Source organism: Aminobacter sp. GW821-FHT11F06 (genome assembly GCF_058808215.1).
In genome coordinates this window covers 194,805-206,589 of record NZ_JBXARL010000006.1, presented here as the reverse complement: position 1 = coordinate 206,589, position 11,785 = coordinate 194,805, and the positions used below count along the sequence as shown (strand labels likewise).

Sequence of the window (11,785 nt, the reverse complement as noted above, 5' to 3'; positions counted from 1 at the left end):
AATTGCCAGGCGGGCTTAGCTGCCCGCTTGGCGCTTCCTCCTTGGCCTCATGCCCAGGCGATTGACGATGCCGGCTATTTTGCCGAATGTCGGGGCGGGTCTTTACTGTCACTCTCGCCGCGAGTTGCTTCGATGAATATGCCCGTTGCCCAATACCGCACCGTGCCGTTGCCCGACTACCAGGAAAAGCCAATCGAGGAGATGCGGGCCGGGGCGCAGTCGTTCTATGACGAGATCAAGACGCGCCACACCGTACGTGATTTTTCGACGCGGCCGGTGCCGCGCGACATCATCGAGACCTGCATTCTTGCAGCCGGCACAGCACCCAATGGCGCCAATCACCAGCCCTGGCATTTCGCCGTCATCGGCGACGGCGATATCAAGCGCCAGATCCGCGAGGCGGCGGAGGTCGAGGAACGCGCCTTCTACGAAGGCCGCGCCGGCGAGGAGTGGCTCAAGGCCCTGGCGCCGCTCGGTACCGATGCCTCAAAACCGTTCCTGGAAGAGGCGCCGTGGCTGATCTGCGTCTTTGGCGAGCGCAAGAGCCGCTCGGCCGACGGTGTGACGCGCAAGAATTATTACGTGCCGGAATCGGTCAGCATCGCCACCGGCTTCCTGATCGCGGCACTGCACCGCGCCGGCCTCGCAACGCTGACGCACACGCCCAATCCGATGAGCTTTCTCAACGAGATCTGCGGCCGCGATCCGCACGACAAGCCTTACATCCTGATGGTCGTGGGCTATCCCAAGGAAGGCGCCACGATCCCCGTTCACGCCACGGAAAAGCGCCCGCTGTCGGACATCGCAACGTTCCTGTGAGGCTGGTTGGCCAGCCTACTCCGCAGCGCCCTTGAAGGCGTCGGCGCCGGTGTCGAACTGCAGCTTGGCCAGGCGCGCATAGATGCCGCCCTTGGCGACAAGGCTTGCGTGGGTGCCTTCCTCGACGATCGTACCGCCGTCCATGACAAGGATGCGGTCGGCCTTGAGAACTGTCGCCAGCCTATGCGCGATGACGATGGTGGTCCGGCCCTGCATCAGGTGCTCGAGTGCGATCTGCACCTGCCTTTCGCTGTCGGCGTCGAGCGCGGAGGTGGCTTCATCGAGCAGCAGGATCGGTGCGTCGCGCAAGATGGCGCGCGCGATGGCGATGCGTTGGCGCTGGCCGCCCGACAGCGTCACGCCACGCTCGCCGACTTCAGTCTCATAGCCGTTCTGCAGCTTTTCGATGAACCCGTCGGCAAGGGCTGCCTTGGCGGCGGCCTCGATCTTGGCGCGTGATGCGCCGGGTCGGCCGAAGCCGATGTTTTCGGCAGCTGTGCTGGCGAACACCGTCACGTCCTGCGGCACGATCGCGATGCGGTCGCGCACGGCTTGTGGATCGGCCTTCTGCAGGTCGACGCCGTCGATCAGGACCGCGCCGGCCTCTGGGTCGTAGAAGCGCAGCAGCAGCGAAAAGACTGTGCTCTTGCCCGCGCCTGATGGTCCAACGATAGCGACAGTCTCGCCCGGCTTCACGGTGAAGCTCAGCCCATGCACAGCGGCGCGGTCGGGCCGGACAGGATAGGAGAAGGTCACGTCGCGGAATTCGATCGCACCGGTGCTTTTGGCTGGAAGGGCGACCGGCGTAGCGGGTGCTGCAACAGTCGGCTTTTCCCCAAGAATCTCGGTGATGCGCTCGGCGGCACCGGCAGCGGAACTCAAATCGCCCCAGACTTCCGACAGGCTGCCCATGGCGCCGGCTGCAAACACCGAATAGAGCAGGAACTGGCCGAGCGTGCCAGGCGACAATGTGCCTTCGAGCACGTCGCGCGAGCCGAACCACAGCACTGCCACGACCGAAGCGAAAATGATGAAAATCGCGAAAAAGGTCAGCACCGAGCGCGCCAGCACCGAGGAGCGGGCAGCGGCAAAGGCCGTCTCGACCGCCGCGGCAAACTTGCCCGTTACCAGTCTTTCATTGGTGAAGGCCTGAAGCGTGCGGATCGCCCCGATCTGCTCGCTAGCGAAGGCTGTGGCGTCGGCAAGCGTGTCCTGCGCTGCGCGCGACTTGCGCCGCACCGAGCGCCCGAAAGCGACCAGGGGCAGCACGACCAGCGGGATGGCGGCAATGACCAGGCTGGACAGTTTGGGGCTCGTCACCACCATCATGGTGAGCGCGCCCAAGCACAAGATGATGTTGCGCAGCGCGACCGACGCGGTGGCGCCGACAGCCGACTTGATCTGGGTGGTGTCGGCGGTGAGGCGCGAGACGATCTCGCCCGACATCGCCGTGTCGAAGAAGGCCGGCGACAGGGAGGTGACATGGGAAAAGACGTCGCGGCGGATGTCGGAGACGACGCGCTCGCCCAACGTGATGACGAAATAGTAGCGGCAGGCCGAAGCCAGAGCGAGCAAGGCGGCAATCGCCACCAGCATGGCAAAATATTTGGCGATGAAGCTCGAATCGGCGCTGGAGAAACCGTGGTCGATCATGCGGCGCACCGCGATCGGCAGCGTCAGCGTGGTCACGGCGGCCGCAACCAGCGAAATGATGGCGCCAACCACCAGCCTGGGATAGCGGTAGAGGTAGGGCGAGAGCCGGCTCAGCGGGCGCAGCGAACGCCGGCGCGCTTCGTTGGCAGCCGTTGTGGTGTTCGCCATGGTATTTCCCTCTCGGCCGCGGCCCATTTGCCGGCTGGCGGCCTTGTGATTCGAAATCGGCTGATGTATAGGCACGCCGACCGTTTCTGAAGCCGTGGCCTATCTAGCCGTGGCTTCGAATTTTCGAAAGAGGCGCATCGCCGCAGGATACCTGCGCAAGCCGCGCCGCGACAGCAGGAACAGAGCGATGAAAGCCGATATCCATCCCGACTACCACGCCATCAAGATCGTCATGACCGATGGCACCGATTACATGACCCGCTCCACCTGGGGCAAGGAAGGCGATACGATGAACCTCGATATCGATCCGTCCACGCACCCGGCCTGGACCGGCGGCCACCACAACCTGCTCGATCGCGGCGGCCGTCTGTCGAAGTTCAAGAAGCGCTACGAAGGCCTCGGCATCTAAGCCGACCCGTTTCGCTTGTTATCAAGAACCCGCCCTTGTGGCGGGTTTTTTGTTGCGGTCTGCTACCGGATGAGGATGAGCGGGGCGTCGACGTCCTCCCTCCCCCTTGTGGGGAGGGATAAAGGGTGGGGGTGTCTGGCAGCCTCTTCTCCGTTTGCCGCCGGAAACGGGTGAACGGCCAATTACCCCCCCCACCCCTAACCCCTCCCCACAAGGGGGAGGGGGACACTACAGCGCCTCGATCTCCCTAAGCGCCATGCGTTTGTAGTCGGCCACCAGCGCGTCGCCCTCGTCGCGCTCGACCGAAATGGCGAGCCGCATCGTCGCTTCGCCCAGCGACATGATCAGGAAGGCTTTGCGCTCGACCTCCGCCGCATCCGCCCCCGGTTTCACGCGCAGCCACGCCTCAGCCAACAGCGCGCCATTGGCGCGGCTGTCGCGGAGGTCGATGTCGCGCAGTGCCTTGTCGGCCTGGGTGCCCGACCAGATGTCGCGCATGACAGGCTCGGCAAGGAAGATGCCGTAATAGGTATCGATCAGCCCGCCGAAGGCGGCGATGAGCCCCAGCGTGTCGTGGGTACCAGCAAGCCCGTCGGCGATGCAGGCGCGGCCCTCGGCATTGTAGCGTTCGGCCAGGGTGCGGATGATCGCGCCCTTGTCGGGAAAATACTGGTAGAGCGAGCCGATCGACACGCCAGCGCGCTCGGCGACTTCGCCCATCCGCATCGCATCGCTGCCGCCTTCCGAAATCAGCGCGCTTGCAGCCTCGAGCATGCGCCCGACGCGCTCCTGGCTGCGCTTCTGGCTCGGCGCGCGGCGCAAGGCCTTGTTCTCTTCCAAAACTTCCATGGCATCCGGCCCGAAACGATTCTGCTTGACGGTCATAATATGAGGGTTTATCACATTTGCAAATGTGAGGAATGCTCATGTTTATGAAGGAGGCCAAAGTGACAGTGACCGAACAGACCACGAAGCCCATTCTCATCCTTGGCGGCACCGGCAAGACCGGCCGCCGCATAGCCGAGCAGCTAGCGGCCCGGGGGCTCCCCGTCCGCATCGGATCGCGCGGCAACACCCCGTCCTTCGATTGGGACGATCGCACCACCTGGGCGCCGGCGCTCGATGGTGTCGGCGCTGCCTACATCTCCTATTTTCCAGATATCGCCGCTCCCGGTGCCGCCGAGGCCGCCGGTGCATTCGCCGACCTTGCTGTCGGCATGGGCGTCAAGCGCCTCGTTTTGCTGTCGGGGCGCGGCGAGCCCGAGGCGCAGCGGGCGGAAGACCTGATCAAGCGCACGGGCTGCGACTGGACCATCCTGCGCTGCAGCTGGTTCGCCCAGAATTTCAGCGAGGGTTTCCTGCTCGACGCAGTGCTGGCAGGCGAAGTGGCGTTGCCGGTGGGAGCTGTCGGCGAGCCCTTCATCGACGCCGATGACATTGCCGAGGTCGCGGTGGCAGCATTCACCGACGATCGCCACATCGGCCAGCTCTACGAACTCACTGGCCCGCGCCTGCTGACCTTCGCAGAGGCGACCGCCGAGATCGCCAAGGCGAGCGGCCGCGACATCCGCTTTATCAAGCTGACACCGGAACAATTCGCGGCAAGCCTCGCCGAACAGCAGTTGCCACCGGATCTCATCGACCTGCTGGTGATGCTGTTCACCGAGGTTTTGGACGGCCGCAACGAACATCTTGCGGATGGCGTCCAGCAGGCACTCGGCCGGCCCGCGCGAGACTTCCGCGACTATGCCAGGGCGGTCTCCGCATCGGGCATATGGGGAGACGCACAATGATCGCGCTGCTGTTCACCGCGCTCGTCTTTGTCGCAGCCCTTGGCAGTGGCATCGCGGCTGGCCTGTTTTTCATCTTCTCCAACACGATCATGGCGTCATTCGCGCGCTTGCCTGCGGCCCAAGGCATCGCCGCCATGCAGCAGATCAACGTCACCATCATCAACCCGCTGTTCATGGCGGTGTTCGTGGGGCTCGCGGTGCTGTCGCTGGTGCTTGCCGCCAAGGCGATCTTCGGCTGGAGCGAGGCGGGCTCGGCCTGGCTGCTCGCCGGCAGTGTCGCTTATCTCCTGGGCTGTTTCCTGGTGACCATGGTCTTCAACGTGCCACTCAACGACGCGCTCGCAGCCGTCGACCCGGCGAGTGCCGAGGGGGCGACGATGTGGACGCGATATCTCCAGGAATGGCTGCCGTGGAACCATGTCCGCGCGGTCGCCTGTCTCGTGTCGCTGGCGTCGTTCGTTATGGCCTTCCGCGCTGCATAGGCACAAGGCCGGGATGACCCGGCCTTTCCTGTCTCAAGCCTGGCGCTTCCAACGCGCCACGGCATGTTCGATCAGCCGGCCGACGAGATCGGGGTACGACACGCCGGAGGCCGCCATCGTCTTTGGATACATGCTGATGTTCGTGAAGCCGGGGATGGTGTTGACCTCGTTGACCAGCGCCGAGCCATCCGCCTTCACGAAGAAGTCGACGCGCGCCATGCTCTCGCAGCCGAGCGCGAGGAAAGCAGCGCGGGCGACCTCCTGCAGCTTGGCCGTGGCCGCCTCGGGCAGTTCCGCCGGGATGCGCAGGGCCGCCCCGTCGGCATCGATGTACTTGGCCTCGTAGGTGTAGAAGCCGTGGCTCGCCGCCGGCGCGATCTCGCCCGGCACGGAAACGGAGAGTTGGCCGTCGGGCGCCTCGAGCACGGCGAACTCGACCTCGCGGCCGGCGACGAATTCCTCGATCAGCACCTTGCGGTCATACTTGAAGGCTTCGGCCAGCGCCTTGTCCAGCTGCTCCGCCGTCTCGGCCTTGCTGACGCCAACGGATGAGCCTTGCCGCGCCGGCTTGACGAAAACAGGCAGTCCGAGCTTGGCCTTGATGGCGTCGAAAGAGGGCCGGTCACCGAAATGCACGGTCACGCCGCGAGCCACCGGCACCCCGGCTTGGTTCATCAGCCGCTTGGCCACGTCCTTGTCCATGGCGTTGGCCGAGCCAAGCACGCCGGAGCCGACGTAAGGAATGTCGGCCACCTCGGCGAGACCTTGCACCGCGCCATCCTCGCCGAACGGGCCATGCAGCACCGGAAACAGCACGTCGACCTTTGGCAGTTCGAACGGCGTTTCGCCGGCGGGCAGGGCGATCAGCCGTCCCTTGCCGCCCGGCACCAGCGCCACCTCGGTGCCATCAGCGGGCACCGCCTTGGGCAGCGCGCCGTCGTGGTCGAGTTCAGCCAGGAACCAGCGCCCGTCGCGGGATATGCCGATGGGCACGACCTCGTATCTGGAGGCGTCGATAGCCTTGACGACGTTGCTTGCCGACATGAGCGAGACGTCGTGCTCGGAGGAGCGTCCGCCGAAAAGAACTGCGATGCGTGGTCTTGTTGTCATGGATGCTTTCCGCTCTGTGCCCCTGCGACCGTGCCGTCCCACGGCGCGATCCAATGTCCTGATTGCGCAGCAAATCGATCTTATCTGTGGCGCCGTTTTGCGGTCCCCGCAAAGTTTTCGTGGCTGCCGGTCAGGCCGGGTCCTTGGATTTGTGGCCCTTGCGGTCGGAATGGCCGAGGTCGCGCTCGGGGTCGATCACGTCGCGCACCAGCTGCTTGAGCTGGGCGGCGTCAGGAAAGCCGCCGTCGCGCTTGCGGTCCCAGATCAGCTTGTCGTCGCAGGTCACCGTGAAGATGCCGCCAGTGCCCGGCACCAGCGCCACCTCGCCAAGCTCGGTCCCGAAGGTCGACAGCAGCTCCTGCGCCATCCAGCCGGCGCGCAGAAGCCACATGCACTGGGTGCAGTAGGTGATGCGGATCGTTGGGAGGGGTGCGTTGGTCAAGCTGTGTCTATCCTGACGGTAGTTTCGGCGACGCGATCCTGGATCGGATCGCGTCGGAAGATAATCGATACGGCAATCCAAGCGAACCAGGCAACCGCGAATACCATGGAGGTCAGCGCCACGTCTCGCCAGAAGGCCAGCTGCTGTTCGTCCTTTGGGATGGCGTCCCTCCATTCAGCCACGGTGTACCAGATTTGTATGGCGGTCATTGGCAGTAGGCCTGCCGCTTTTGCACACTGGCGGAGACAGGCCTTGTTGGCAGAGAGGCCAATGCGCCGCTCATCGTTGACATCGCGTACGACAACGGCGACGAAGCGTTTTCCTAAGGAGCGACCAGAACGCCATTCCATGAAAAACAGATAGAGGAATAGCACAAGCGGTTCGACGATGCCGGCATCGAGCACTTTATCGCGAAGTTGCCCGGACGCATCGACCGGGATCGTGATCCCAGTTCCATTCTCGGTGTTCTTTCCCACGAGCTGGACAGCGGTGGTAATACCCAAAATTGACGTTCTGCATTCCTGCCAAACATCAATTCCGGCCGGAGGAGGTGCAGAATGCCATTCAACCGAAGTGTCATAACAAGCGCCAAGCCTCAAGGAGAAATGACCTTGTACGGCGCCATTGGTCAGCGAAAACAGTGCGGCTATGACCAGATAAAGCGGCACGAACACAACCAAATAGTCGATGCAAAAAGCCCCGAAGCGCCGCCAGAAGCCCGCTCGCACTGGAGCGCTCTCAATACTTGTCATCCGGATGGTCTCCCCTCACCGAAACTGAGGCTTAACCATCCATTTTGGGAATGCAATTGGCGCCTCCCGGCAATCTCCGTCGACTTCGAAGTTGGCGTAGACGTTCTGTACGTCGTCGTCTTCCAGCATACCGACCAGCTTCATCAGTGACTGGGCGCGTTCTTCGTCGACCGGCACGTTGTTCTGTGGCTTCCGGCCCGCAGAAGCCACATGCACTGGGTGCAGTAGGTGATGCGGATCTGGGGGAGGGTCATCCTATCCTCAATACGCTCGTTCCAGCGATGCGGTCATAAATGGGATCGCGCTTCTTGGAAACCGAAACGATGATCCAGATGAACCATGCGATCTCGATCCCCAAGGCGACGGTGAATGCAAGCCAGAAGCCATTGCCGGACATCGCGTTCAGCGGATCGTCGCTGAAAAACAGTATCTTGATCATCACAAGGAATGCCGGGATCGTGCCAATCCACATCGCCAATTGCCTGGTGATCGCCTTGCGCAGCGGGATGCCGATTTGAGAGGGCGCGGCGGTGTCGATGGTCCTCACCCCGAGGACACGTTTGCCGACAGTTGCGCCGCGCCGACATTCCATCGAAATCAGGTAGATCAGCAGCGCCAGCATCGCCACCCAGGTCATATCGAACGGGGATGTTGGCTTGCTATCGGCGTCAAGCGCGTAGGTCAGGAACCGGCCGGTCGTCATATTGCCCTGTTCAATAACGGTGCCAACCGACAGGGTACGCGACGTCTCGAAGCCGAAAAGGCTGCCGCGGCATTCGGTGATCGAATTGGTGCTGGCCAGGGGAGGCGGCTGCAAGCCCTCGGGCAGATGTTCGATCGTTGCGCAGACCCTCGTGGTGATGCCGAAATTGCCCTGCACCGCGCCATTGGTCTGCGCGAACAATACCGCCGTCAGTATTTGCAGCGGAAGCAATATAATGATATAATGATCGAATCGATCAGCAACGCGCCGACACGGCGCCAGAAGCCCGCTCGCGCTGGTGCGCTCTCAGTACTTGTCATTTGGATGGTCTCCCCTCACCGAAAATGAGGCTTAACCATCCATTTTGGGAAAGCAATTGGCGCCCCTCGGCAATCTTCCGAAAGGCGCCAATTATATTGTTGGTTACGCCGCGCTGAGCTTGGCCAGCGTTGCTTCGTCGACTTCGAAGTTGGCGTAGACGTTCTGCACGTCGTCGTCGTCTTCGAGCGTGCCGACCAGCTTCATCAGCGACTGGGCGCGCTCCTCGTCGACGGGAATGTTGTTCTGCGGCTTCCAGATGATCTTCACCGACTCGGCGTCGCCAAGCGAGCTTTCGAGCGCCTTGGACACTTCGCCGAGGTTTTCGAAAGCGCAAATGATGGTGTGGCCGTCCTCGTCGGACTGCACGTCGTCGGCGCCGGCTTCGATCGCCGCGTCCATGACCTTGTCGGCGTCGCCGGCCTTGGCGGCGTAGACGATCTCGCCGACGCGGTCCCACATGAACGACACCGAGCCGGTTTCGCCCATCGCACCGCCCGATTTGGTGAAGGCGGCGCGCACGTTGGAAGCGGTGCGGTTGCGGTTGTCGGTCAGTGCTTCAACGATCAGCGCGACACCGCCGGGGCCATAGCCCTCGTAGCGCACTTCTTCGTAGTTCTCGGCATCGCCCATCGAGGCCTTGGAAATCGCGCGCGCGATGTTGTCCTTCGGCATCGACACGGCCTTGGCGTTCTGCACGGCCAGGCGCAGGCGCGGGTTCATCGTCGGGTCGGGCACGCCGGTCTTTGCTGCAACGGTGATTTCGCGCGCGAGCTTTGAGAACATCTTGGACCGCACCGCGTCCTGGCGGCCCTTGCGGTGCATGATGTTCTTGAACTGTGAATGGCCGGCCATGGGACCCCTGTTTGTCGCTTCGGCAGTGTTGGAATGGGCCGCGTTATAGATAAATCGGCTCAATACGTCCAGCGTTTGGACGTCCAGCGTTTGGCCTTTGCCGAATGCGCGAAAACGTCAGTCCGCCGCCCGTGGGCGGCACTTGGGTTGTTGGCCCTCCCGCAACGACGCCGCGGCGGGAGGGCAAGACGTCATGCGGCGATGCGCGGCGAAAGCTCGTTGATCGTCGTGTGGCCACGAAAGCCGCCGGCCGAGGTCGCTGGCTTCTCGTCTTCGATGGCATGGGCGAAGATCACCGCCGGGTCGGCTTGGAGCTTGGCCATGTGCTGGTGCAGGCGCGGATACTCCCTGGCGAGATCAAACAGGCCAAGGTCCTCGCCCCAGCGTGCGATGCCGATGAAATAGGCGTCGGCCACGGTCTTGTGGTCGCCGACCAGCCATTCGCGGCCTTCGAGCACGGTCTGCAGATAGGCATAGTCGTTGGCGGCCTTTTCGCGCGCCATCTTGCGCAGCAGTTCGCGGCCGGCCTTGTCGTTCTTGTCGAGCTTGAAGGCATTCCAGGCATAGCCGAGATCGGAGTGGAACGAGGTATGCAGGTAAGACAGCATCCAGTTCAGCTGGTCGAACTCCCTGGTGCCCTGGGCGAAGCCCAGTCCCTTGTCGAGGCCGCGCGCGGCGATGTGGTGCAGGATCGCCAGGCTTTCGCTAAGCCCGCTGCCGTCGCCCAAAAGCAGAGCCGGCGTCTGTCCGAGCGGGCTTGCCTTGGCAAAGGCGCCGCCGGGCTTTTCGGCCAGCATGTCGATACGGTGCAGGCGGTAGGGCTGGCCGAGCCATTCGAGCGCCACGATCGAGCCGAACGAGCAGCCATGCGGCACGCCGTAAAAGAGTACAGGTTCCATGTCTTGTCCTTGAAGTCGGACCGCGAAACATTCGCGGCATGGTGCGAAACCTATGCATTGCATTCGTGCTAACAAGTACCTACAATTTTGTAAGGTACTGACTTCAAAGTAAGAATTGAGGATTTCCATGGCAAAGACGCAGCCGGAAAGTTGCGGCCTCGGCCCGGCCTTTCAGGTCATTGGCGGCAAATGGAAGGCGCTGATTCTGTGGTTGATCCACACCGAACCGCGCCGCTTCGGCGAGTTGAAGCGGCTCGTGCCCGACATCAGCGAAAAGATGCTGATCCAGCAGCTGCGCGAGATGGAGGCCGACGGGCTGGTTCATCGCGAGGTGTTCCCCCAGGTGCCGCCGCGTGTCGAATACTCCGCCACCGAACTCGGCATCTCGCTCGACAATGCGCTTGAGCCGCTCGCCAATTGGGGCAAGGAGCACGGCGCTGCCATCGAGGCACGCAAGGCGAGTGCTGCTTGATCTGATACTTTGACGCCGCCCTGTGGGCATCCCGGCGTCGTCAGCCCTCGAGGTCGAGCTTCAGCCGGTCGAGAATGCTCATCGCATGAGTGGCGTATTCGCTGATCCAGCGGTCGTGGACCTGCTTGATCGGCAGTGAATTGAGATGGTTCCAGCGTTCGCGGCCTTCTCGCCTGGCGACCACCAGATCGGCTTCTTCCAGAACTTTCAGATGCTGCATCACGGTGCAGCGATCCATGTCGGGAAAGGCCTCGCACAGCATGCCTGTGGTCTGCGGCGCATCCTTCATGCGGTCCAGCAATTCGCGCCTGCGCTGGTGGGCGAGGGCTTTGAAAACGCGGTCGTCTTTCGAATCGCTTGACATGTTATAAATCTATAACATATTCTTCTCCCATTCAAGCAGGAGGAGCGGCAATGTCCCTTGGTTTCAGAGTTTCAGGCCGCATCGGCAAGCCGGTGGCCGAGGTTTTCGACGCGGTGGTCAATCCCACCAAGCTCAGCGGCTATTTCACCACCCTTGGCGGGGCCAGCGCACCGCTGGTCACCGGTGCCACCGTCACCTGGTGGGGTTCGGTCCCCGTCGAAGTCGACGAGGTCGTGCCCGACAAGCGTATCGTCTTGCGCTGGGATGGCAGTGGTCCCGACATCAAGCCGGCCTACAAGACCCGCATCGAGATGAATTTCGAACCACTCGACGACGGCGGCACCTTCGTCACCATCGCCGAGGACGGCTGGCGCGAGGACGCGGCCGGGCGAAAATCGTCCTACGCCAATTGCGAGGGCTGGTCGCAGATGCTCTCGGCCATGAAGGCCTATGTCGAATACGGCATCAATCTTCGCGAGGGGTTTTACCCCAGCGAAATGCGCGGTGAACTGCCGACGTCTGACTGCAAGTGAACCATATCAGGAG

16 protein-coding genes are annotated in these 11,785 nt (G+C 62.7%); 6 read left to right on the top strand and 10 right to left on the bottom strand.

Annotated features, from left to right (window positions below):
* The first annotated feature begins 138 nt into the window (after positions 1-138).
* Complete coding sequence (locus AC1RTB_RS16540) at positions 139-819, top strand: nitroreductase family protein (RefSeq protein WP_492879943.1); 681 nt, start codon at positions 139-141, stop codon at positions 817-819.
* A gap of 15 nt (positions 820-834) precedes the next feature.
* Here AC1RTB_RS16540 and AC1RTB_RS16535 read toward each other — a convergent pair whose 3' ends face one another.
* On the bottom strand, positions 835-2,640 hold the full coding sequence (locus AC1RTB_RS16535) for an ABC transporter transmembrane domain-containing protein (RefSeq protein WP_492879743.1): 1,806 nt from the start codon (positions 2,638-2,640) through the stop codon (positions 835-837).
* A gap of 187 nt (positions 2,641-2,827) precedes the next feature.
* Here AC1RTB_RS16535 and rpmE point away from each other — a divergent pair, with 187 nt between their 5' ends.
* A complete protein-coding gene (gene rpmE / locus AC1RTB_RS16530) occupies positions 2,828-3,049 on the top strand; it encodes a 50S ribosomal protein L31 (RefSeq protein ID WP_476799537.1) in 222 nt (73 codons plus the stop codon).
* A gap of 228 nt (positions 3,050-3,277) precedes the next feature.
* Here the strand turns inward: rpmE and AC1RTB_RS16525 are convergent, their stop codons facing one another.
* Positions 3,278-3,898 (bottom strand): TetR/AcrR family transcriptional regulator, encoded by a 621-nt coding sequence (locus AC1RTB_RS16525; protein WP_492879744.1) that lies wholly within the window; start codon positions 3,896-3,898, stop codon positions 3,278-3,280.
* Positions 3,899-4,002: 104 nt separating this feature from the next.
* Here AC1RTB_RS16525 and AC1RTB_RS16520 point away from each other — a divergent pair, with 104 nt between their 5' ends.
* A complete protein-coding gene (locus AC1RTB_RS16520) occupies positions 4,003-4,842 on the top strand; it encodes an NAD(P)H-binding protein (RefSeq protein WP_492879944.1) in 840 nt (279 codons plus the stop codon).
* Positions 4,839-5,324, top strand: coding sequence for an anthrone oxygenase family protein (locus tag AC1RTB_RS16515; RefSeq protein WP_492879745.1), 486 nt, complete (start codon positions 4,839-4,841; stop codon positions 5,322-5,324). Before AC1RTB_RS16520 ends, AC1RTB_RS16515 begins: the two co-directional genes overlap by 4 nt.
* 33 nt (positions 5,325-5,357) lie before the next feature.
* Here AC1RTB_RS16515 and AC1RTB_RS16510 read toward each other — a convergent pair whose 3' ends face one another.
* From AC1RTB_RS16510 to AC1RTB_RS16480, 7 genes are all read right to left on the bottom strand, one after another.
* The gene (locus AC1RTB_RS16510; protein WP_492879746.1) at positions 5,358-6,434 is read right to left on the bottom strand and encodes a D-alanine--D-alanine ligase family protein; all 1,077 of its coding nucleotides are present in this window, start codon (positions 6,432-6,434) and stop codon (positions 5,358-5,360) included.
* A 130-nt stretch (positions 6,435-6,564) separates the two neighbouring features.
* On the bottom strand, positions 6,565-6,876 hold the full coding sequence (locus AC1RTB_RS16505) for an Rdx family protein (RefSeq protein ID WP_492879747.1): 312 nt from the start codon (positions 6,874-6,876) through the stop codon (positions 6,565-6,567).
* Entirely contained in the window at positions 6,873-7,628 is a 756-nt protein-coding gene (locus AC1RTB_RS16500; RefSeq protein WP_492879748.1) for an RDD family protein, read from the bottom strand. Before AC1RTB_RS16500 ends, AC1RTB_RS16505 begins: the two co-directional genes overlap by 4 nt.
* 15 nt (positions 7,629-7,643) lie before the next feature.
* On the bottom strand, positions 7,644-7,853 hold the full coding sequence (locus tag AC1RTB_RS16495) for a YebC/PmpR family DNA-binding transcriptional regulator (protein WP_492879945.1): 210 nt from the start codon (positions 7,851-7,853) through the stop codon (positions 7,644-7,646).
* A gap of 25 nt (positions 7,854-7,878) precedes the next feature.
* A complete protein-coding gene (locus AC1RTB_RS16490) occupies positions 7,879-8,508 on the bottom strand; it encodes an RDD family protein (RefSeq protein ID WP_492879749.1) in 630 nt (209 codons plus the stop codon).
* A gap of 246 nt (positions 8,509-8,754) precedes the next feature.
* Positions 8,755-9,504, bottom strand: a complete 750-nt coding sequence (locus AC1RTB_RS16485) for a YebC/PmpR family DNA-binding transcriptional regulator (protein WP_492879750.1) — start codon at positions 9,502-9,504, stop codon at positions 8,755-8,757.
* A gap of 191 nt (positions 9,505-9,695) precedes the next feature.
* Positions 9,696-10,403, bottom strand: coding sequence for a glutathione S-transferase family protein (locus tag AC1RTB_RS16480; protein WP_492879751.1), 708 nt, complete (start codon positions 10,401-10,403; stop codon positions 9,696-9,698).
* A gap of 127 nt (positions 10,404-10,530) precedes the next feature.
* Between AC1RTB_RS16480 and AC1RTB_RS16475 the strand changes: the two genes are divergently transcribed.
* Positions 10,531-10,875 (top strand): winged helix-turn-helix transcriptional regulator, encoded by a 345-nt coding sequence (locus AC1RTB_RS16475; protein WP_492879752.1) that lies wholly within the window; start codon positions 10,531-10,533, stop codon positions 10,873-10,875.
* A gap of 40 nt (positions 10,876-10,915) precedes the next feature.
* Here AC1RTB_RS16475 and AC1RTB_RS16470 read toward each other — a convergent pair whose 3' ends face one another.
* Complete coding sequence (locus AC1RTB_RS16470) at positions 10,916-11,239, bottom strand: ArsR/SmtB family transcription factor (RefSeq protein ID WP_492879753.1); 324 nt, start codon at positions 11,237-11,239, stop codon at positions 10,916-10,918.
* Between the two features lie 50 nt (positions 11,240-11,289).
* Between AC1RTB_RS16470 and AC1RTB_RS16465 the strand changes: the two genes are divergently transcribed.
* Positions 11,290-11,772: an SRPBCC domain-containing protein gene (locus tag AC1RTB_RS16465; protein WP_492879754.1), complete on the top strand. Its 483-nt coding sequence runs from the start codon at positions 11,290-11,292 to the stop codon at positions 11,770-11,772.
* The last annotated feature ends 13 nt before the right edge of the window (positions 11,773-11,785 follow it).